The 22,863-nt window shown below is 39.0% G+C and carries 19 protein-coding genes; 3 read left to right on the top strand and 16 right to left on the bottom strand.

Features of this window, described 5'->3' with window-relative positions:
• Positions 1-327: 327 nt before the first annotated feature.
• From allD (F1560_RS01835) to fdrA, 6 genes are all read right to left on the bottom strand, one after another.
• The gene (gene allD, locus F1560_RS01835; RefSeq protein WP_149472961.1) at positions 328-1,374 is read right to left on the bottom strand and encodes an ureidoglycolate dehydrogenase; all 1,047 of its coding nucleotides are present in this window, start codon (positions 1,372-1,374) and stop codon (positions 328-330) included.
• A 73-nt stretch (positions 1,375-1,447) separates the two neighbouring features.
• Positions 1,448-2,497 (bottom strand): ureidoglycolate dehydrogenase, encoded by a 1,050-nt coding sequence (gene allD / locus F1560_RS01840; RefSeq protein WP_149472962.1) that lies wholly within the window; start codon positions 2,495-2,497, stop codon positions 1,448-1,450.
• 133 nt (positions 2,498-2,630) lie between these two features.
• Positions 2,631-3,395: a (S)-ureidoglycine aminohydrolase gene (allE, locus tag F1560_RS01845; protein WP_149472963.1), complete on the bottom strand. Its 765-nt coding sequence runs from the start codon at positions 3,393-3,395 to the stop codon at positions 2,631-2,633.
• A gap of 95 nt (positions 3,396-3,490) precedes the next feature.
• Complete coding sequence (arcC, locus tag F1560_RS01850; RefSeq protein ID WP_149472964.1) at positions 3,491-4,429, bottom strand: carbamate kinase; 939 nt, start codon at positions 4,427-4,429, stop codon at positions 3,491-3,493.
• A gap of 129 nt (positions 4,430-4,558) precedes the next feature.
• Complete coding sequence (locus F1560_RS01855) at positions 4,559-5,821, bottom strand: YlbE family protein (RefSeq protein WP_149472965.1); 1,263 nt, start codon at positions 5,819-5,821, stop codon at positions 4,559-4,561.
• 16 nt (positions 5,822-5,837) lie between these two features.
• Positions 5,838-7,568, bottom strand: a complete 1,731-nt coding sequence (gene fdrA, locus F1560_RS01860; protein ID WP_149472966.1) for an acyl-CoA synthetase FdrA — start codon at positions 7,566-7,568, stop codon at positions 5,838-5,840.
• Between the two features lie 697 nt (positions 7,569-8,265).
• On the opposite strand from fdrA, the gene F1560_RS01865 reads away from it, so the two are divergent.
• Positions 8,266-9,135 carry an alpha/beta hydrolase gene (locus F1560_RS01865; protein WP_149472967.1) on the top strand — a complete coding sequence of 290 codons (870 nt, stop codon included), beginning with the start codon at positions 8,266-8,268 and terminating at the stop codon, positions 9,133-9,135.
• Positions 9,136-9,277: 142 nt separating this feature from the next.
• Here F1560_RS01865 and F1560_RS01870 read toward each other — a convergent pair whose 3' ends face one another.
• The 7 genes from F1560_RS01870 to F1560_RS01895 all read right to left on the bottom strand — a co-directional run bounded on the left by F1560_RS01870 (position 9,278) and on the right by F1560_RS01895 (position 15,460).
• Positions 9,278-9,661, bottom strand: a complete 384-nt coding sequence (locus F1560_RS01870) for a RidA family protein (protein ID WP_149472968.1) — start codon at positions 9,659-9,661, stop codon at positions 9,278-9,280.
• Positions 9,662-9,759: 98 nt separating this feature from the next.
• Complete coding sequence (locus F1560_RS01875) at positions 9,760-11,115, bottom strand: tripartite tricarboxylate transporter permease (RefSeq protein ID WP_149472969.1); 1,356 nt, start codon at positions 11,113-11,115, stop codon at positions 9,760-9,762.
• Positions 11,112-11,543 carry a hypothetical protein gene (locus tag F1560_RS01880; protein WP_149472970.1) on the bottom strand — a complete coding sequence of 144 codons (432 nt, stop codon included), beginning with the start codon at positions 11,541-11,543 and terminating at the stop codon, positions 11,112-11,114. Before F1560_RS01880 ends, F1560_RS01875 begins: the two co-directional genes overlap by 4 nt.
• Before the next feature lie 170 nt (positions 11,544-11,713).
• Positions 11,714-12,487, bottom strand: a complete 774-nt coding sequence (locus tag F1560_RS01885) for a TatD family hydrolase (protein ID WP_149472971.1) — start codon at positions 12,485-12,487, stop codon at positions 11,714-11,716.
• A 307-nt stretch (positions 12,488-12,794) separates the two neighbouring features.
• Positions 12,795-13,571 (bottom strand): acetoin reductase, encoded by a 777-nt coding sequence (locus tag F1560_RS01890; protein WP_149472972.1) that lies wholly within the window; start codon positions 13,569-13,571, stop codon positions 12,795-12,797.
• A 181-nt stretch (positions 13,572-13,752) separates the two neighbouring features.
• On the bottom strand, positions 13,753-13,887 hold the full coding sequence (locus F1560_RS22560; protein WP_275955854.1) for a hypothetical protein: 135 nt from the start codon (positions 13,885-13,887) through the stop codon (positions 13,753-13,755).
• A gap of 100 nt (positions 13,888-13,987) precedes the next feature.
• Positions 13,988-15,460 carry a protein adenylyltransferase SelO gene (locus F1560_RS01895; protein ID WP_149472973.1) on the bottom strand — a complete coding sequence of 491 codons (1,473 nt, stop codon included), beginning with the start codon at positions 15,458-15,460 and terminating at the stop codon, positions 13,988-13,990.
• Positions 15,461-15,820: 360 nt separating this feature from the next.
• Between F1560_RS01895 and F1560_RS01900 the strand changes: the two genes are divergently transcribed.
• Both F1560_RS01900 and F1560_RS01905 read left to right on the top strand, forming a co-directional pair.
• Complete coding sequence (locus F1560_RS01900; protein ID WP_149472974.1) at positions 15,821-16,390, top strand: helix-turn-helix domain-containing protein; 570 nt, start codon at positions 15,821-15,823, stop codon at positions 16,388-16,390.
• A 408-nt stretch (positions 16,391-16,798) separates the two neighbouring features.
• A complete protein-coding gene (locus tag F1560_RS01905; RefSeq protein ID WP_149472975.1) occupies positions 16,799-18,025 on the top strand; it encodes a pyridoxal-phosphate-dependent aminotransferase family protein in 1,227 nt (408 codons plus the stop codon).
• Between the two features lie 178 nt (positions 18,026-18,203).
• On the opposite strand, the gene fdhD is transcribed toward F1560_RS01905, so the two are convergent.
• From fdhD to F1560_RS01920, 3 genes are read right to left on the bottom strand one after another with little or no spacing between them, the layout of a single operon-like run.
• Positions 18,204-19,010, bottom strand: coding sequence for a formate dehydrogenase accessory sulfurtransferase FdhD (gene fdhD / locus F1560_RS01910; RefSeq protein ID WP_149472976.1), 807 nt, complete (start codon positions 19,008-19,010; stop codon positions 18,204-18,206).
• 10 nt (positions 19,011-19,020) lie between these two features.
• On the bottom strand, positions 19,021-21,372 hold the full coding sequence (locus F1560_RS01915; RefSeq protein ID WP_149472977.1) for an FdhF/YdeP family oxidoreductase: 2,352 nt from the start codon (positions 21,370-21,372) through the stop codon (positions 19,021-19,023).
• Between the two features lie 36 nt (positions 21,373-21,408).
• Positions 21,409-22,686, bottom strand: a complete 1,278-nt coding sequence (locus F1560_RS01920) for an L-lactate MFS transporter (protein ID WP_149472978.1) — start codon at positions 22,684-22,686, stop codon at positions 21,409-21,411.
• Positions 22,687-22,863 lie beyond the last annotated feature (177 nt).

The following is a 22,863-nucleotide window of genomic DNA, read 5'->3' on the forward strand; positions in this document are numbered from 1 at the left end:
GTGACGCCTTTATTTCTCATATCTGCTTATTCGTACTACTAGGGTGGATACGTCTCCACTTCATGCGCTATGATTAGTATAGTACACATCATTATTTAGGTCTTTATATTTAGTAAACAAAATAATGGAATGGTGTTGTCTAACATGGTCGCTTGTTTGTTCAAAGTTAACAATCAGTTGTTCTAAATTAACATAAATACTTTTTTAATTGACATCAAAACGTAGTATTAAACATTCTTTTCTTATGTATGTTTACAAAAAAGACAAATGAAAAAGTCACGCATTCCTATCATTACGATAGATGCAGTGACTTTTTTAATCTATCTCTTACTTCGCAAATGGATCCTTGTTGCCATATGCATTATTGTGAACCACATCTGAAACAAGATATTCATAAACATCATCAACAATTTCAATACCTTTTTCCATATATGCTGCTTCTCTTTGTGCACTTCGTTGACCCGGATAAGAAACCTGATCAAACCCTGGAGCTGGTTTAATATTGTTTAAATCTGACATTGTTGTCGTAATATTTTGCTTGAATGTTTCTAGATTTGTAAAGTATTCTGGGTTAATAACAATATGCAATTGACCGAGATTTCTTCCTTCACTTAAATCATGGTACATGGATGATACTCTGTTTCCAAAAGGAAGACCTAATAAAATCCCAGAGAGTACATCAACCATCATCATCAATCCATAACCTTTTGGACCTGCGATTGGTAACAATGCATTAACATTAAATGGGTCTGTTGTTGGTTCTCCGTTTTTATCAACTGCCCATGTATCTGGAATGCTTTCGTTTTTTGACCTTGCATGTAGAATTTTCCCCCATGCTTGAACCGTAGTAGCCATATCAAACGTAATGATATCATCTTCACCAGGGGCAGCGAATGCAATTGGGTTTGTACCATAGTAAGGCTCTGCTCCACCAAACGGCACTACCATTGGGTCAGATTGGCAAAGGGAAAGCCCGATCAGGTCCTGTTCAGCTGCTTGCTGTACGAAGTATGATAAAGCACCACTGTGCCCAATTCTTCTAACACCAACAACAGCTATACCATTTTCTTTCGCCATTTGAATCGCTTCATCCATTGCCAATTTTGCAGCTACATGACCTACACCATTGTCGCCATCAAAAATCGCTGTCGTCGGACCTGTTTTCTCAAATTTGAAATTTGGAGCTGTGTTAAGACCGCCTTTTGCAATTCGCTCCGCGTAATATTCAACACGCATTGCACCATGGGAATGAACGCCCCTTGCATCCGCATGAACTAAAACGTCTGCAACTCCATCAGCATGTTCTTCTGTTAAGCCAGCTTTGTTAAGCTTCTTTTTCATCAGATCTTTTAATTCTTCCTTCGTTAATCTCAAAATAACACCCCTTTTTATTAACGTTTATCATATACGGCTATGAGCTAGTATGAATTAAAACAGCCGCTATTATTTATTCTGCAAACGGATCTTGATGGTCGTATGAATTGTTATGAACAACATCTGAAACTAAATATTCATAAATATCATCTACAATTTCAATACCTTTTTCCTCGTATTCCTTTTGAATGAATTCAAGGTTTTGCCCTGGATAGAACACTTGATCAAACCCTGGAGCAGGTTTAATTGCATTTAAATCCTTCATTGTTTGTGCAATGTTTTCTTTAAATGAATCTAAGCCAGTAAATACCGCTGGATTAATTACGATATGTAATTGTCCTAGATTTCTTCCTTCACTTAAATCATGGTACATGGAAGATACTTTATTACCAAATGGCAGACCTAATAACACGCCTGAAAGCACGTCTACCATCATCATGAGACCATATCCTTTTGGTCCTGCAACTGGTAGTAACGCTTTAACTTTGTGCGGATCTGTTGTTGGTTCACCATTTTCATCTACTGCCCATGTAGCTGGGATTGTTTCATTTTTCGATCTTGCATGCAGAATCTTACCCCATGCTTGGACAGTTGTTGCCATATCAAAGCTGATTAATTTCCCATCTTTTCCAGGAACTGCGAATGCGATTGGGTTTGTACCATAATAAGCTTCGGCACCACCAAATGGAACAACCATTGGGTCAGACTGGCAAACAGAAAGTGCTATTAAGTCTTGCTTTGCAGCATACTCTGTAAAGTAAGATAATGCACCACTATGTCCCATTTTCTTAACGCCTACAACAGCTACACCGCTCTCTTTTGCAATCTTAATTGCTTCATCCATTGCACGCTTTGCTGCAACATGTCCAGCTCCATTATCTCCATGAAAGATTGCAGAGCTGGGGCCTGTTTTTTCGACTTCAAAGTTTGGATCAGCAGTAATTCCGCCTTTAGCAATGCGTTCTGCATAATATTCAACACGCATTGCTCCATGGGAATGAATACCTTTTGCATCCGCAAATACAAGTACATCGGCTACTTGTTCTGCGTGCTCTTCTGACAATCCTGCTTTGTGAATTTTATTTTTGATTAAATTTGTTAATTCCTGTTTTGTTACTCTCACTTAATACACCTCTTGGCTCTTCTATGGAATTTCTTCAAAAAACATTCATTTACATACAGACAAAGGTAAAAGGCAAAATGCCCTTTACCTTTTCCGTCATTATTTGATTAAGACCTTCGGACACTTAGACCTCTTATAGGTCCTCGTCACGATTACAATCTTTTGAATATAAGTAAGACAATGGTTCTCTACCTACTGCATATGTTGCTTGCAAGCAGTATGGAGCCATGTAAATGTAGTCTTCTTTTTTAACTGTTTGCCATTTATTATCCAAGTTGTATACACCTTCACCAGATAATAAATATGCACCATGTTGTTGTACATGTGTTTCAATAAATGGATGGCTTCCAGCCGGGTCAAATGTTAAAATATGGAAGTTCATATCGAATGCAATATCCGTTGGAAGTAAGTCTTTTAGACGCATATTGTGCATTCCTTCGTATTCAACTTCTTCTAAATCATTTGTGTTGCCAGAAACAACCCAAGGTTTTTTACCTTCTAGAGGCTTATGTTTTTGTTTGTAAAGGAATAATCTAGAATCTCCGTCTTCCAAGTTCTCCAAATACATTGTTACAGATGGAGGGCAGTATAAATATCCGCCTGACTCAAGAATAAATTCTTCATCATCTGCTTTTGCCTTTACTTTTCCTTCTAGTACACATACAAATGTTTCAATATTATCTTGTCCGCCGAAACCATCTGTATTTTTTCCACCTTCGTGGAAAGTTAGGATATAATCAACGAAAGTTGCACCTAATTTAGGTGATCCTAAAATAGTCATCGTGCAATTTTCGAAACCAGGGACAACATTGTTTACTCTTCCTTCTGGAGGAATAACCGCATATTTTCCTGGCTCAATAACTGCTCTGCTTGATAAAAGATCTGTTGGATATCCCATTTAAAATCGCTCCTTTAATGAATTGATTCGTTAAGGTTTTTCAATATACATTTCAATAATAGCATCGGAAATCATGTTAAATGTCTATTCCCTTATTATTTAGAAATAATCGTTCCACTTTCACCACGGATTGCTTTATCAACTTGTTCTAATGAACAGATGATAGCTGTACCAGTAGTTTTAGCAAATTGTAATGCAGACTCAACTTTAGGTCCCATGCTTCCTGCACTGAATTGACCTTCAGCAACATAGCCATCCATCTCGTCTACTTTGATTTGACCTAATGCTTTTTGTTCTGGCGTTCCATAATTAACGTAAACATTTTCAACATCAGTTAAAATCATGAAAACATCAGCTTCCATTTCTTGAGCAAGTTTAAAGCCACTGCGATCTTTATCGATTACTGCTTCAACACCCTCAACAGTTCCGTTTTCTGCTGTTACAACCGGAATTCCACCGCCGCCACAAGCAACAACTACATTACCAGCTTCTGTAAGTGTTTTAATTGTTTGTGCTTCATGGATTTTAAGTGGTTCTGGAGAAGGTACAACACGGCGATAGCCACGGCCTGAATCTTCTACCATTTTCCAGCCTTTTTCAGCTGCTAGCTGTTTTGATTCTTCTTCTGAATAGAAGGCGCCAATTGGTTTAGAAGGATTTTGGAAATCCGCATCATCACGTGAAACTTCTACACGTGTTAACAAGTTAGTTACTGGTGCATCAATACCTAGTGCTTGAAATTCGTTTACTAAACATTGAACCATCATATAACCAATAAAACCTTGGGATTGACCACTTAATGCGTCTAATGGAAGTTGAGGAACAACATCTGCAGCTTCTTCATTTTGACGAAGGATATTTCCAACTTGTGGGCCATTACCATGTGTAATAACTAGCTTATAGCCATCTTTAATTAATCTCGCTAAAAATTTAGCGCTTGTACGAACATTATTCATCTGGTTTTCAAAAGTACCTTCTTGACCAGCTTGTAAAATTGCATTACCACCTATAGCAGCAACTATTGTTTTACTCATCTATAAACCCTCCAACTAAAAAATCATAACGGCACCGTTCATTAATGGCAGGATAGGATGGCATGCTTGGGTTTGCATACCATCCATCCAATCATCTATTATGCTGCCACTTTTTAAAATTTATATAAATTAAACTTCTACGCCGTATTTCTCAGCAAGTGCTTCTAGAGCTTTTTCGAAGCATCCTAGTGGTACACGTACTGTACCAGCACCAATTTGTCCGTTACCTGCTACTTTGTGAGCAATACCAGTGTTGATTACTGGAGTAATACCAGTTTCAACTACTTTACGGATATCGATACCTAAACATGCACCTTGGAAGTCCCAAGTAGGAATTTGCAAGTTATTGTTGTTTGCAATACAGATTTCGCGCATTTCATCACTTGTGTTAACAGCATCGTTGAATCCGCCAGTACCAACAAAGCGAACAACACCTGGTGCAGCAACCATTGCCATACCACCAACACCGTAAGCTTCAGTGATTGCACTGTCTCCCATGTCTGGAGTAGCATCTTCGGAGCTGTAGCCACTGAAATACAAACCATCTGGAGTATTAACTGGCGCAGTAAACCACTGGTCACCTAAACCACTAACTTTGATTCCGAACTGATCACCATTACGTGCAAGAACAGTTACGATACTTCCTTCTGTTACAGTAGCCGCTGTATCCATTACAGATTTAGCAGTAGCCATCATGATGTTCAAGAAGAATTGATCATTATCAGCTAGGAATTTTGTTACTTCTTGTAATTCTTTTTCTGGTGTACCAGAAGTGATTAAGTATGGAACGATTTCTCTTAAGAATAATGAAGAAGCTGCAATGTTTCGTTGGTGGAATTCGTCACCCATTGTGATTGCTTTTGCAACGATAACGTTAACGTTCATTCCGCCTTCGATTTGTGCTAATGCTTTAGAAAGTGCAGGTCCTAATACATCTTTCATCCAGTTTAAGCGATTGATTACTTCGTCATTGTAAGCTCCGAAACGTAATACCGCACCAATTCCTTCGTTTAGGTTACAATAAGCATGCTTTCCACTTGCTTTGTTTTCTACAACGACAACTGGCATGTTTCCAGAAGTAATCCCACCCATTGGTCCTACAGCATTTACAGAGTGAGCAGATAGGAATGTAACTTCACCGTTTTCAAGCATTTTTTGAGCTTCTTCTTCTGTTTCAGCCCATCCTTCAAATAATGTTGCACCGATACAAGAACCTTGCATTGGGTGAGGCATTTTTTCCCAAACTGTTGGTGGTCCTGAATGGAGAAGAGCCTTTCCGTTTAACTCAGAGATAACACTTTTCGCTGGAACGACATCAAGGAAAAATGGTTCTGATTCTGTAATATGTTGAATAACCGCCTGATTTGCTTCATCAATTGTTTTAAATTGCATGATAATCCTCCTAATCTTATAACTTACTTAGTTTTTCTAAAATTGCAGCTAATCGTTTGTCTCCACCTGCAATAGGTGCCCATTGGTATTGAACTACCTGACCGCCATTTTCTTGAACGGTATCAGCAAATCCACTTAGACCAACGTTAACTACTCTTGGTTTATCTGAAATAAGCTCAGAAGCTTTTGTAAGGTCTGCAACTACTGTTTTTTCTACCTCTGCTTCTACTGTCTCTTCTTCTAGAGAAGCAATAATAGCAGCAGCAAGTTTTGTTGCTTGTGCATTACTTTCTGTAACGATAACACCAGCAGCTTCTAATTTATCTACTTGATCCTGGTATACTTGAGGATCTTGTGCAGTACCTGTTACAGATGCAATTGCGATAATTGCTCTGCCTTGTTCAGCAGCTTCTTTCTTACCTTTTTCGACAACTGGTGCGAATACGCCAGCCATATCATCATGAGCTCCATATCCAATAACGTTATCTAATAAAAGTACTGCTGTTTTAGGGTTCGCAATAGCTTCTTTCACTTTTTCCACACGGAATGTAGGGTCAATCATTGGGTGTGCGCGGCCTTGTGTATAAGCGTCATCACCTAAGTCAATTACTTCGTGTTCACCGTGTTGTAGCATCATTCCTTCAGGATGAGCTGCATCTGGATCAAGATCGAAAGCATCTTCAAGGATCATTGCAGCTTCAAGTGCTAATGTACCACCGCAATAGTAACCTTTAATGAATCGTTGATCTTTGTTCGCTTTAATCTTCTTCAAATCTTCGTTATCTGCAAGAATACCGTCTACAGAAACGTTGCTTGTTTGAGCTAATTCTAAAGCTTTTAGCGCTGTATCTTCTAAAGTCCATGCATAATGTACATTATCGTGTTGTTCTTTTGGTTTATCACCCATAAAGATAGAAACAACAGGCTTGCTTAAAGTTTTGAATACTTCAACAACCTTTTTACGTACTTCTGGTGCAGGTGGCTTCGAAATATAAACAATTACATCTGTTTCAGGATCTGCATCCAACACACGTAATCCTTGGATTGTTGTTAGTGCACCGATTTCTAACGCTAAGTCACGTCCACCAGTACCGATAGCATGTGACACACCGCCACCGTTTCTTCCAATGATTGTTGTTACTTCTTGAATACCTGTACCTGAAGCACCAACAACTCCGATATTTCCTTTTTCAATTACGTTTGCAAATGCAATTGGCACTCCACTTAGAATACCTGTACCACAGTCAGGACCCATTACCATTAATCCTTTTTCTGCCGCTCTTTGTTTTAATTGCAATTCGTCTTCAATACTCACATTATCACTGAACAGGAAAACGTTCAGATCACGATCAAGTGCTTTATTTGCTTCAGCTGCAGCGTGTTCACCTGCAATTGAAATAAGAGCTAAATCAGCATTTGGCAATTTATTTCCTGCCATTTCCCATGTGCGAACTGTAGAATATGCAGTTGCTTCAGATGCAGCTGATTGGTTATTCAAGAAATCTTCTAATTCCTCAATAACAAGATCAACATCTTCTGTTTCAGCAACAACACAAAGATCGTTCGGGCTTGCAGCTTCTAGCTCGTCAGTGAATAAACCTGACCCCTTCATAATATCTTTGTTAGACGGTGTTCCCATCATAACTGAAATTCGCTCAACACCATCCATAGCGGACAAGTGATTCGTTAATAACATCAGGCTAACTGAGTCCTGATATAAGTTCTTCTTAATCACAGTATGAAGCATGTTTCTCACTCCCAGACCAATATTTATTGTTACATCTTCGAAGCCCGTTTCACTCCTCATATCCATAAGTAAATGAAAAGTCTTCTTTATATTAATTCCATACAGAGCATGTAAAGGCTTGTGCACGCTTTCACGTTCCAGCGCATTTTAACACCTTCAAGTTATATCAGGTACCTTCCCAACTTTATATTGGTTCTAATTAAAAAATCAAACGGCTTACATACACCTTTGTCTTTTATATCATTTCTATAAAACCATTTCAGTTGAAATGATTCTCTGTATGCCTTACATCAATGCGCAAGTGGATTGTTTATTATTGGCAAACCAATTAAATCTCACGTTTCTTTGTTAAAAAACTGAAAACTCATTCCTGTTCACGCCAAATTACCAATTACGCAATGTTACAAGCGCAATTAGTAAATACCTCATAGTACCTATCAGATATACCACTTACCACCAATCATTATATCCGAGTAGCCTATAAATGTAATTAGTTACTTTTGATAAAATATACTTTTTTTTTTGTATATAGTTAACAAGAATTAAAATGCATGATAATGTGCTACTATTGTGCACCAAAACAGTAATAGAATACATTTCTTCTCACTAGACGAACAGTAAAATTATCGTTAAACTTATGAAGGCTTTTGCTAAATCGCAGAAGCTGCAACTTATAAAAAAGTGAGTGATTCATAAGATGGGTTCAACATTTGTATACAAAAATATCGGAAACTGTGAAATCAAAGGTGACTTTTACCCTGCAGAAACAGCAAACGCACCGCTGCTTGTTTATATCCATGGTGGTGGGCTAATTTGGGGGAGTCGGAATGAACTTTCGGAAGAACAAATTAGACTTTACAACAATGCTGGGTTCAATATTTGTTCCATTGATTACCGCCTTGCTCCAGAATCAAAGTTACCAGATATCATTCGTGATATCCAAGATGCACTTAAGTGGTTAAAAGGCGAAGGTGCAAATATGTACAATTTTGATTCGAAAAAAATCGCCGTCATTGGTAGCTCTGGCGGAGGTTATCTCGCATTACTAACTGGTATGTTTGAAGTAAAACCAAAAGCAATTGTATCCTTCTATGGTTACGGAAATATAGTAGGTGACTGGTACACAAAACCAAGTCCTTTTTTTACAAAAATGGCAAAAGTTCCAGAGGCTCTACCGAAAATGCTTATTCAGCCGAACATTCTTTCAGAGGCTCCAATTGAAAAACGTTATGGCATCTATTTGTATTGCAGACAGCAAGGTGTGTGGAATGATTATGTAATCGGCAAAAATCGAAGCAAAGCTGAACTGACAAAGTATTGCCCAATCGAGAATATCCAAGCCGATTATCCTGCAACATTATTATTACATGGTGACAAAGACGACGATGTACCACACGAAGAATCCGTTAATATGAGCAGAGCGCTAGTAGAAGCTGGCGTCAGCAACAAGCTCATTACGATCCCTAATGGGAAGCACCAGTTTGATAAAGAAGTGAATGATCCACATGTGAAGGATGCATTTGATCAAGTGATTCAATTTTTGAAAGCGAATTTGGATGTTAATTAGCATGACCATATTTTAGAAGTCTCCGATTATGACCAGCATCAGCCGATTCAATTGTGAACTTCAGCTTTTAGCATCTAGCAGGAATTCTAACAGGTGCTTATAAATGAGAAAAATCCAAGAAATTCCTTCTTGGATTTTTTCATTACTTAGATCGCTTTGCTACCATTTCGATTTCTACTTCCGCCCCAAGTGGAAGTGCCAGGACCGCAACACAAGTTCTCGCTGGATAAGGTGCTACAAATTGTTTTTCATATACACCATTCATCTCCGCAAAGTTATTCATATCTGTCAAATAGACATTTACTTTCACGACATCATCTGAAGTAAGATTTGCTTCTTTCATTACCTCAAATAAATTATCGAAGCATTGCTGTGTCTGTGCAGCAATATCCCCCGTCATATCCTTAGCTGTCGGTGAATTTTTTGCAGTCTGACCGGAAAAATAAATAAATTCTCCCGCATCTACCGCATGTGAATATGGTCCTGAAGGCTCTGTTCCTTTTGCGTCGTATACTTTTCTTGTCATATGATATGGATTCTCCTTTTTCAAAATCTACTATCCAATATAGCATCTTTTTGAAATAAATCTATGATTGTGATGGAGAAGCCTTTGTGGCATCCTTTCTACAATCCAAGCACCGTTGAAATAATCCAGGCTGATCCGTAGAATACCATGAACTGGACACCAACCCCAACTCCAAGAAAACGATTCAGCATTCCACCAACCATCGCCATGGCAAACGTAACTACAATTCCTACCAATCCGCCTTCATAGAATGCCAGTAAACATACGATTCCAATAAACATCCCGATAATTGCTTCTTGATTAATTCGCTTTAAAACAAAAACAGTAGCTTTGCGGGCAAAATTCATCGAGAATGGATAAGCAATAACGGACGCAATCACTAATCCGATAAAACCGTAAATTAGAAAATCCATTGGATCCATCATCGTATGTAAATTATGTACTGGATCGCTAGTAAAAACCGGTGGTGCATTAAATAGTGCCTGTGCAGGACCGATTGCTACGGGACTTAGTGGGATTCCAAATGCTACTAAAGGTATAATTGTCTCTGCAATATACGTAGATTCTGTTACCCCATTCATCGTAGACAAGCTTGTCGTTGATTTCTTATATTGCCCTTTGATACGAGAACCAACTATTTCCCCCATTAATGCCGTCATCCCTACAGGACTAAGTGCGAATGTTAAGGAAGACAGAAAAGAAGTACCTCCAACTGCCGTGGTTTGCTTTTTCGTTAACACCTTAAATGGATTCGGAAAATACCCAGACCATGATTTCTGCTCCGGAGCAAGTTTATATTCATTTGGTTTCGTCCGTTGAATCATCGGGCGAGCACTATTGGATGTTGCCAGAAGCAGATCCGTTAACATCGGTCCAATTGCTATACCAAGAAAGAAGCTAATAGAAAGGCCGCTTCCCAAAATCGTTGTGCTAACTAAATTTAATCCTTGAATGACCAAAGCTAAAGGCAAGATAAGTAAAATACTCACCCATCGCCCTTTTGAAAAGTAACCTATTAATACAGCAGCACCTGTAAAAATAATCCCTGCATTTTCCTGAAAAAATGTACCGAATTGGCTTAGAAACACCGCAAATATAAGCGCAACAGGAAGTGCAATGAAAGCACCAATAATTCCACCGGAAATCATTTTTCTGAGTGCGATGTGCGGCAAGCCAATCCTACGCATAAAGTTAGCATGCTCGAGCATCGGAGCTGCAGTTGTATCACCAGGAACTCCCATTAAAGCTGTTGGAATAGCGTGTGTTAAATGCTTGGCCAAAACAGCCGACATAAAGAACGCAAAAACTGCTTCAGGTGGTGCTCCTAACAAGACAACAATTAATGTAGTTGGGACTAAAATTGCCGTCTCATCTGAACCAGAAATCAAACCAATTAATGTAAATATTACTCCAGCCAAGATTGCCAAGAGAATGGCGATTACCAATACACTCATTTTCGCCTATCCTCCTCATCCTGAATAAACATGTCATAAATTCCCTGTTCCTTCATTTCTTTTATTGTAACCGGATCATTCAATATAGATTTACGTTCCTCTTCCATATCAAATTGAAGTTTTTTATAAACTTCCCCCAACTCATCACTTGTACTAGGCATTTCATTCAATGTACGTTTTGGTTTAAAAAGTAGCGTATTCGTTATTAAAGCTAACAAACTGCCTGCAATACCAAGCAATAACGAATAAGATTGCACCATTTCTTCTGGAGCAATCTTTGGAAAGATACTTTTTCCAATAAAGAACCCTACTAAGCTTAGTGTAATACTAATTCCAATGGTGCTTATTAAATGTTTGCCATAAACAGTATCCCCAATGACTTCGACATATGTATCTATTTCTTCAGTCTTTTCTCTATCTGCGGACATGTAACGCTTACCTCCTCTGATTTCACTAAAACTAAAACCTTCTTTACTAACGAATCCAAGGCTTAAAAATTTCAGTAATCATTATACTACAACAAACGCAAGGAGGCTCCTTTTTTCCTTTATTCAACAAAGTTTCTCTGATGTAAACTTTGTTGAATCTCTTTGTTGGGTTACAAACCGTAGAATCTACACGTATTTTCGTAAATCGTCTGATAGACTTGATCCAATGATACTTGCTTTAATGCTGCAATGGTTGCAATCGACCGATGCATCATTTTCGGATGTGTTCGCTGCCCTTCGAATCTTCCTTCAAATGGCCACGGTCCATCTGTTTCTACCATTAATTGTGTAATCGGGTATGATTGTACGAGTTGTTGAATCTTCTTTTTATATACTACATCGGGCGTGACAGAAATGTAGTAATTATTTTGCTTCATCCGTTCAATCGCCTGCTGATCCCCTTTAAACCAATGAAAGTGCGCGTGCTTTACATTGTGTTTTTCCAGCAAGCTGCATACTATTGGAGCATCTTCATAAACCGCATGGAGTACGATTGGCTTGTTTAATTTTACCGCTTGTTGAATAAATTGCTCTAGTAATTCTATATAGCCTTCAAGAACAATCTTTGGATGTTTCTGGCGTAAATAATATGGCAAGCCTACTTCGCCAACAGCAATCATATGCTGCTGATTTATTTCATTAAATTCTAGTAGCTCCTTAATATCATTATCTGTTGGGAGTTTTTGTTCTGGATGATAACCGAAAGCAGGTAGAATTCTTGAGTCTTCTTTTGCTAACGTTAAATTTCGTTTTGCTGACTGAAGGTGATTGGATACCGAAATAATAGCTTCTATGTTATGTACATGGAGATCTCGCAACATCTCTTTTTGCTCCACTTCCTCGTAATTATCAAAGTGGATATGAGAGTCAATGAGTTTGCGCATTGGTACTCGCTCCAATCCTTATTCGTTTTTCCATTTCAACAATTACTCTGTTACGAACAAATTCTTGTAATGTTATATAATTACTCGCTTTCACTTTTGTGAAGCCCTTAAATCAAATTATATGTTAAATATGCCATATGCTGAACCGCCCTTCAAGATAGCAGAGTATAGCGGCAATAATTGCTTCAAATATAAACGTACGGATACCAAACTTACACGCTGTAATATATGATTTTCAACGTCTTTTATCGTTTTCAAGCAATTAAAATTGGTGCCTAAAAGCAAGGCACCAACGTTTATACCATTATTAATTAAATACCATTCCACCGTCTGTAAGGATGCTCTGTCCAGTAATATAATTAGAGTCAGATGATGCCAAGAATGATACTAAATTCGCTACATCTTCTGGCGTTTGAGTACGACCGAGCGCAATTCCTTCTGAGAATTTTTCAAATGCTTCTCCTTTTTTCGTACCCATATATTGCATCATTTCCTCATCAATTCTTTCCCACATCGTTGTCCCAACGATTCCTGGACAATAAGCGTTTACTGTAATTTTATCTGGAGCCAACTCTTTTGCTGCTGCCTGAGTCAACCCCTTAACAGCAAACTTTGATGCCGAATATACACCTAACATTTCAAATCCTTGATGACCTGCAATGCTACATGCGTTAATAATCTTTCCACCCGTACCCTGCTTTTTCATTTGATTTGCTGCAGCTTGAATTCCGTAAATAACCCCTTTTACATTAATATCAAGAATTGCGTCTACAGCCTTCGGTTCTACAACTGTAAGAGGTGCGACTTGTTCTACACCTGCATTATTGATAAAAACATCAACACTCCCAAATGTATCTACTGCTTTTTGCACGAGTTCAATCTGGTCTTCGAGACGAGTTACATTCCCTACATAAGATGTTACTTTAACATCTTTTCCCTCAAACTCCTTCACTGTTTCATTCAAGACCTCTTCGTTAATATCGCTTAAAACAATAGCAAATCCATCCTTTGCCAAACGCTCCGCTAATCCTTTACCAATCCCTTGACCAGATCCTGTTATTATCGCTACTTTTTGCTTACTCACGTAAATTTCCTCCTCCTTATAAAATTGTATCAACGTCAGTTCATGCTTTTGTCACCGTAATTAACACATCGTATTTATTCTGTGGAATACAGCAACTATTATTCTTCTATGTAAAAATATTAAAAAACCATCTCATGTATGTAACGTACAAATGAGATGGTTTTACCAATCCAAGCCTATTCTATTGTTTTTTAATCGGCGCACAAACAGCGTATAGGCCTTCTGTTGAGTCAGATAAATTTACTTCAATGACTTTATATCCGCTATCAACTGATACTTCATTTTTCAACTGCATGATTAAGCTTTTATCCATCATTCCTCTTCCTTCCTAACAAATTTCTCACACCGAAATTATTATATGCAGGGTGTTCAAAAGCGTGCATGTTTCACTATAATATTTGTCCATTTTCTTAAAATTAGGTGCCACAGTAGGTTCTGTAAGGTGTTTCAGTTTTCGCAGGTGGTCTTGTAAACTCAGATTGCTCGTCTGTATGTGCATAAGGCTCGGCAAGCACATGTAGTAACCTCTGCATCACATGATAATTTCCATCTTCAACTGCGGCAGAAAGCGCAGCTTCTACTTGATGATTCCGCGGGATTACTGCAGGGTTACTATCCCGCATTAATTGATGGGATGAAGCTTTTGACTCTTCTTGCCTATCTAATCTTTCCTGCCACAACTGATTCCATTCCGTAAATTCCGGGGCATCAGCTAGCTCAAAATCCTTCTGCCCATTAAAGGTTAGTGCCAAAAATGTATTCGTATAATCTGCTCGGTGCTTCTCCATCATACGGAGAAGGTTTTCAACAAGAGATACATCCTCTTGCTCTTCATTAAATATACCTAATTTCGCTCGCATCCCCTTCATCCAGTGAGAACGAAACAATTCAGAAAAACCAGATACAGCTTCCTGTGCAAGTTCCAATGCCTGCTCGTCATTTTCATGGAGCAATGGTAGCAAGCTTTCCGCAAACCGCGCGAGATTCCAGCCAGCTATTTGTGGCTGATTTCCATAAGCATAGCGTCCGTCAATATCAATAGAGCTGAATACCGTTTTCTGATTGTACGTGTCCATAAATGCACAAGGTCCGTAATCAATCGTCTCCCCACTAATCGTCATATTATCTGTGTTCATCACACCATGTATAAAGCCCACCAGTTGCCATTTTGCGACGAGTGCAGCCTGACGCTTGATTACTTCTTGAAGCAGGAAGAGGTAACGATTCTCTCCAAAATCACCACCTGAAAAATGTCGGTCCAATGCATATTCAGCCAGTGCACGAAGGTCCTCCGTCGATCCCCAATTTGCAGCATACTGAAAAGTTCCAACACGAAGGTGACTGTCAGCTACACGGGTTAGAATCGCACCGGGAAGCTCGGTTTCACGAGTAATCAACTCTCCAGTAGTTACAACTGCTAAACTACGCGAGGTGGGAATCCCAAGCGCGTGCATCGCCTCACTAATAATGTATTCTCTTAGCATCGGTCCAAGCGCCGCTCGCCCGTCACCACCACGAGAATACGGTGTCCTCCCCGCTCCTTTCAGCTGAATGTCGAAACGTTCCTCTTGAGGTGTTATCTGCTCCCCCAATAATATCGCTCTCCCATCTCCCAGCATGTTAAAATGGCCAAACTGGTGTCCTGCATAGCCTTGTGCAAGCGGATTAGCTCCATTAGGAATTCGATTGCCAGACAATAGTTCCACACCAGTTTCACTGATTAAATCCTCGATACTTAGTCCAAGTGCAGTACCTAACTTCTTATTAAAAATTACTAATTCTGGTGACTGGACAGGAGTTGGATTTAAATTCTTATAAAATAAATTCGGTAGGTGAGAATAGCTATTATCTAAATTCCAACCAGCATCATTTCCGTTCTCTTTTCGCATGATAGCTCCCTTCCCTTCATACAGTTATTAAATCTGTTTATAGCGTTTGCGTTATACCATTTAATTATCCATTCACTGCGATACGAAATCTATCAAAATTAGTGTTCATTCGCTAAAACTTTTATAGGTTTGCACTGCTAATCCGACAGCTATCTAAACAGCAATACGATAGAATAGGATGTACAAATCTATTATTTTTACAATATTAATAGTTGAATTACATTTATTCTAAAGGATACCATTCGTTCGTAGCAAATAAATGGTAAATCATCCATTTTATCCGAGTATAAACAAATTTGATACAGCTGTGATATAGCGTTTTTTTATTTATCGACAAATATACAAAAGGGAGAGAGTAACATGACAACTGATAACTTCCAGCACAGCTACAGTTTAACGGAGATAGCAAAACAGCTCGGCAGGCCGCGTACCACCGTACAAGAATGGCGAAATCAGTTTAAAGAGTATCTTCCAACGGTTCAAGGCACAAAAGGACGAACTACAAGATATGAAGCTAGCGCCCTCAAACTTTTCCAATTAATCGCCCGTATGAAAGAAGCGAACGAGCCAGTTAGCTTCATCGAACAAGCATTAATAGAAAATAATGCGCCCATTACAGAAAGTGAAGATAAGGGGGAAACTACACCATCCGTTCAGCCACAGGTTTACGAAGGATTAAAACAATTAGCGGTTGCACTGGATGAGCAACGGCAGCTTAACAAAACAATTATGAAAGAATTACAGGATTTACGACAACAGCAAACCACATACCACCACGAGCTAATGGAGCTATTAGATCGCCAAAACAATGTAGAGGAAAATATTCGAACTCGAGACTTTCGTTTATTGGAAACAATGCGTGATATGCAAGATAAGAAACAAAAGGAGAAACAGCGAGGTGGATTACTTTCCCTTGTATTTAATAAGTAAATTTAAATTGATATGCATTGAATGGATTAGCTTTTATTAAACTGCTAGTCAGCCCCGCTTTCTGGTAAAATCATTTGATTCTATACCCTTTTTACATAAACCATCCATGGAGTTTGCTTCCATGGATGGTTTATTCGTTTTTCCGTAGCGACATAAAATTTTACAGTGCTCCATCATAACATTTAGTCAATTTGCACAAAATAACAAACAACAAATAGTTCAATATAGCTAATGATATAGCATCAAATTTTTAGTACAATATTAGAATCGTTAATCAATTTAAACAATATCTTAACATTTCTTATTTTTAAATCCTCCATTCCACACTAGCTAGCCTAGTTAATATATCCAAATTTATAAAAACTGAATTTTTTATAAATGAACCAATGAAAAAGGAGAATTTCGACTATGTACAGAGAATTAAACACACCAGCTAGAACGATTATGACTCCAGGACCAGTAGAAGCTGAGCCACGTGTACTTCGAGCAATGGCAACTCCAATTCTAGGTCAGTTTGACCCTGCTTTCACCGAAATTATGGATCGCGTAATGAAAATGTTACGAGATCTTTTTCAGACTAATAATAAATGGGCGTTTCCTATAGATGGAACATCAAGATCTGGAGCAGAAGCACTTCTTTGCAGCATCATTGAACCGGGAGACAAAGTCTTCATTCCGATTTACGGAAGGTTTGGTTATTTATTAAATGAGATTTGCGAACGCTATGGTGCAGAGGTTCACACAATAGAATGTGAATGGGGAGAAGTCTTTGACCCAGAAGAAGTTATCAAAGAGATGAAACGAGTGAACCCGAAAATTACTGCGATCGTCCATGGTGAAACATCAACTGGTCAAATGCAGCCCTTAGAAGAAATCGGAAAAGCTTGTAGAGAACAGGATATATTGTTTGTTGTTGATGCTGTAGCATCCATTGGAGGAACTCCTGTAAAAGTGGATGAATGGTACATTGACGGAATCGTTGGTGGGACTCAAAAATGCTTATCTGTCCCATCTGGAATGGCACCAATTACGTATAACGAAAGAATTGAAAAAGTAGTTCAAGCTAGAAAGAAAGTAGAAAAAGGAATTGAAACGGAGGATGATCGACAAAACCTCGGTAACAATCCATTTATAAAAAGTAATTATTTTGATGTCAGTATGCTGCAGGATTATTGGGGTCCAAGACGCTTAAATCACCATACTGAAGCAACTTCCATGATATATGCGCTTCATGAAGGGCTTCGTATTGTACTTGAAGAAGGATTGGAAGAGCGTTTTGCTCGTCACAAGCATCACGAACAGGCTCTAATGGCTGGTATTGAAGCAATGGGATTAGAGATATATGGGAATCTTGAATCCAAACTACCCGTAGTTACCTGTGTAACGATACCAGAAGGAATTGATGGTGAATCCGTTCGAAAAATGCTACTTGATGAATTTACAATCGAGATTGCGAGCTCATTTGGTCCTCTACAAGGAAAAATCTGGCGAATTGGTACAATGGGTTATAGCTGCCGAAAAGAAAATGTTCTGTTTGCCTTAGCAGGATTAGAAGCAGTATTGATTCGTCATGATGCTCCTATTCAAGTTGGTAGAGCGTTACAAGCAGCGTTAGATGTTTATAATAATAACTAAAAATAAAAAGGTAAAAGACGAAATCTTAGGTTTCGTCTTTTTCTTGTCGTCTTTCTATTAACACAGTGCTATATCATTAGATTTACAACGTAACCTATTTTTCTGGATACTGCTGCTTAACTACAAGGCCACCGATTAAACTGTATGTCATCCAGCGAGCACACACCTAATGTCGTTATCAGGGAAAATTGGAATCTACATCAATTACCCGATCGGGATGTGTGTAGATATTCATTTTATTTCCTCTTGCAAAGCCAATTGTCGTGATCCCTAGATCATCTGCTAGCTGCAATCCCAAATCTGTCGGTGCAGATTTCGAAAGGAGGATGCCAACACCAATTTTAGAAATCTTCAGCAATACTTCCGATGAAATCCGGCCACTAAAGACAATCAGTTTGTCTGCCACTCCTATTTTTTCTTGAATGATATGCCCATATATTTTATCCAATGCATTATGACGTCCGATATCTGTTCTTATTGTAAGTATGTCATCGCATGTAGCGAGTGCTGCATTATGAACCCCGCCTGTACGAATAAATTGCTCTGAATTTACTTGCAGTTCTTTCATTAAATGAAAGCATTGATCCACCGTTATCGAGAGCTTGCTTGTTATGGTTTTGGCCGTTTTTACATCACTTTTAAAATAAAACTGTCGACTCTTCCCACAGCAAGAACCGATAAATCGTTTCGAATGATCGATTTGAGAAGTGTCTATCGACTTATTTAAATCCACATAAGCAAATCCGAGCTTTTCATCAATTGAAATTCGCTTTATTTCATCCTTTAAACGAATCACACCTTCTGATGCAAGAAAGCCAACTATTAGATCTCTAAGATTGGATGGTGAACAGACAATCGTTGCAAATTCACTCCCATTAATCATAATCGTGAGCGGTGCTTCAATTGCAACCTCCTCATATAAAATGGATTGGGAATGTCCATTAAATCGAATTATTTCCCAGCCATCTTCCTTCACATCATTCATCTTAGCCCCCCTAGCTAATATCTACTTCTAGCTCCTCCACTCGCCTTTCCACATATTTCGTATCTTTTTGAGCAAAATAGGTCTCCGCTTTTTCAACGATTGCGGCAGCATTATATTCTGGGATTCCCGCAAATTCTTCATACACACCCTTTGGTATAAGCATATTCCCTTCAGGCCAATGTGCTTCAATATTTCCTCGTTTTACCGCTACAAATTTGGCACGACCATGGAATGTTCCGTGCTGATTGTATACGACAATTGCATCGCCTTCTTTTATGCCGATTTCAGTCCCATCTGCTTCATTCATTAATACATCATATCGATCGGCATCATTAAACGGATCCTTTTCACCATAGATCATCGAATTAAACTGTTTCCCACGGCGGGTCGTGACATAAAAATGGCCTTCAGGCTTGCGCAGCTCTGGCAATTCCACTGTTATCAGATTCCCTTTGCCATCTGGCGTCGGACATACCCCGTCTTCACAAAGCCACGCCCCACCCCATTGAAATACATCTCCACGATTTTCTAAATGCTGTATCCCGTCATAGTTTGGTGCTGCCTTGGCAATTTCTGCACGTATTTCATCCGCAGCATTAAAATCAATTAAATGCTGTTGTTCTGGTTTTACCCGTTTTGCAAGGTCAACATATATTTCCCACTCCATCCGCGCTTCTTCAATACGTGGCCCTTTAATTTCTGGTGAAAAATATACCATTCTTTCTGTAGAGGTAGAAGTACCACCACCAGGCTGCTCATACCTTGTCATCGCAGGCAAAACAATCACTGCTTCTCTCGCATCAGCAAATGTTGACGTATTAAAAATAATATCCTGGTGCACACGAATATCTATATTTTCCAAGCATTGCTTGACAAAATCAGGATCTGGCATTGTTTCTAAAAAATTACCACCAGATAAATAGTAAAGATCTAATTTGCGTTCATGTTCCTCAGGTAAGAGCGCATTTTCTAACGATACCCCTACTATATCCCCTTGCCACTCTGGAATATCAAAGCCCCAAACCTTTTCTACTCGTTCTCTATTTCCTTCATCCATTCCGCCACCTGGCAATACGAACGGGTCTGCACCCATTTCCCCAGATCCTTGTACACCAGAATGACCACGGATTGGCATTAACCCGCAATGTTCTCTTCCTAAAAAGCCTCGTAGTAATGCAAGATTGGCAACTTGGGAAATGTTATCTGTGCCAAATCGATGCTGTGTTAAACCCATTGACCATACAAAGACAGCAGATTTCGATTTCGCTAGTAGTTCAGCTAATTCAATCATCTGATGCTTCTGGATACCTGATGATGTAACAAGCTGATCCCAATCATAAGCCGTGACCTTTTCTCGTAATTCCTCAAGCCCATTTACATGCTGTGAAACGAAAACATGATCGATTGCTGATCCATGCTCCATCTCTTCCATTTCAAACCAGTGCTTCATGATGCCATGCATAAAGGCAATGTCACCACCAATATTCACTTGATACACATCATCCGCTATTTTTGTCCCGAATAATGCGGACTCGGCAATTGAAGGGACCCAATAATTGTCCATCGCTGGCTCATGATATGGATTAATAATAATGATTTTCGTCCCTTTCCGTTTTGCAGCATACATATATTTCGTCGATACAGGTTGATTGTTAGCAGCAACAGAACCCCAGAAAATCAGGACATCCGTCCCAATCCAATCCTTATAATTACAAGTAGATGCGCCAACTCCAATTGAACGATTCAGAGCTGTTTTCGATGGAGAATGACAAATTCTCGATGCATTGTCTATATTATTTGTACCTAAGAAACGTGCAACCTTGCCAACGGTGTAATAAACTTCATTCGTAATCCCTCGTGATGTTGTATAAAATGCATAACGCTTCGGATCGAGCGCTCTCATCTTAGCGGCAATTTTATCTAGCGCATCATCCCAAGAAATTCGACTAAACTTATTCTCTCCTGCCTTACGAATAAGCGGATATGGAATACGTCCAAGCTTTCGTAACTCCGTACTGCTCATTTTTCGTAAATCTTCTATATCCATATTTAATACACGCTCTTCAATCGCAGACATCGTATTTAAACGAAGGACATTTAATCGTGTTGTACATACATGCGGCCCTGTTAATGTTTGATCATAAAGTCCAGAGACCCCCAGTGCACAACCGTCACATACGCCTTGTGTAAGAATTCTCGTCGCGTATGGTAGATTATCCTTATTCTCCCAAACAACCTTCATCGTATCTCGAATATGATGCGGTTTTATTTTTCCTAAACCGAATGGAACCTTACTTGCCCATAGTGCTGGATCAGGTTTTTTTGGTAGCTTGATAGGCCCTGTGTGCTTTGTTTCTCCCAACATGTATCCCTCCAGTTTCTCTCTTTTTTATTTTGGTTATTTCGTAATAACTACACCAAGCTTTTGATTTGTTGCTTGCTGCGCATTCCGTAAACGATTAATATCTGCTCGTATCCAGATAGAAATGGCGAATGCGATGATAAATAAGATACCAAAAATCATCATCGTTAAATTATAACTATTCGTAGAGTCGTAGATTAAGGATAGCAGAATTGGACCAACTACCCCAGCAACCGCCCATGCAGTTAAAATATATCCATGAATCGCTCCAAGCTGTTTGGTGCCAAAGAGGTCTCCAATATAAGCTGGGATTGATGCAAAGCCTCCTCCATAACAAGTTAATATCGTAAAAATAAGGATTTGAAAAACGATTCCATTCGAAGCGAAGGGCAGCATGAAAAACGCGATAATTTGGAGGACAAAAAATGTCGTATATACATTTGGCCGTCCAATATAATCGGATAGTGATGCCCAGCCCAGTCTTCCACCACCATTAAATAACCCCATTATTCCAACCATTGCAGCTGCAGCAATTGGCGTCATTCCAGCGATATCTTGTGCCATTGGTGAAGCTACAGCAATGACCGCAATTCCACAAGTAACATTTAAGAACAGCATGCACCAAAGCATCCAGAAACGACGTGTTTTAATTGCCTCATTTGCTGTCAGCTGTGATAAATCCGCTTTAATTTTACGCGTACCATTTTGCCCGCTTTCTTTAAATCCTTTTGGTGCCCACCCCTCTGGTGGTGGAGATAAATATTGTGCCGCAAGTATCATCACGATAAAATAAACTGCTCCAAGCACATAGAATGTATTGGAAATACCAACGGAATCAATCAAAGCAGCTGCCGCGGGACCACTTAATAATGCTGCAAAACCAAATCCCATAATTGCTAATCCAGTAGCGAGCCCTCGGCGATCAGGAAACCATTTTACTAAGGTTGATACAGGAGCAATATAACCAATCCCTAAACCGATTCCACCAATTACACCATAAAATACATACAATAAAAATAAGGACTCAAAAGCTGTTGCTAATCCAGATCCAGCTACACCAACACTAAAAAATATCGCAGCAAGCATGGCAGACTTCTTTGGTCCTTGCTTTTCCACAAACCTCCCCATAAAGGCAGCAGAAAAACCAAGCATAAAAATAGCAATACTAAAAGCAAGCGATATTTCCGTTGTTTCCCATCCATATTGAGCCACCATCGGATTGGTAAAAACACTCCAAGCATAGGCAGAGCCAATTGAAATGTGAACCCCTACCGCAGAAGCGGCAATTAACCAACGATTTTTAACTTTTCCCATACGCACCCTCCTATTTTTCATTATTATTTAAGTATGACAATCCTAAAACCACCCATCCCTTTTAAAAATAGCACCACTTTAGCACCGAATGGCTCCATACCTTCCATTGATAATAGAATAGAACCACCAATGGAAGGGTTTACATTATATAACTTATTAAGCTTGTTTGAGAATTAG

It is taken from the genome of Oceanobacillus polygoni (assembly GCF_008304605.1).
Taxonomy (GTDB): Bacteria; Bacillota; Bacilli; order Bacillales; family Amphibacillaceae; genus Oceanobacillus; species Oceanobacillus polygoni.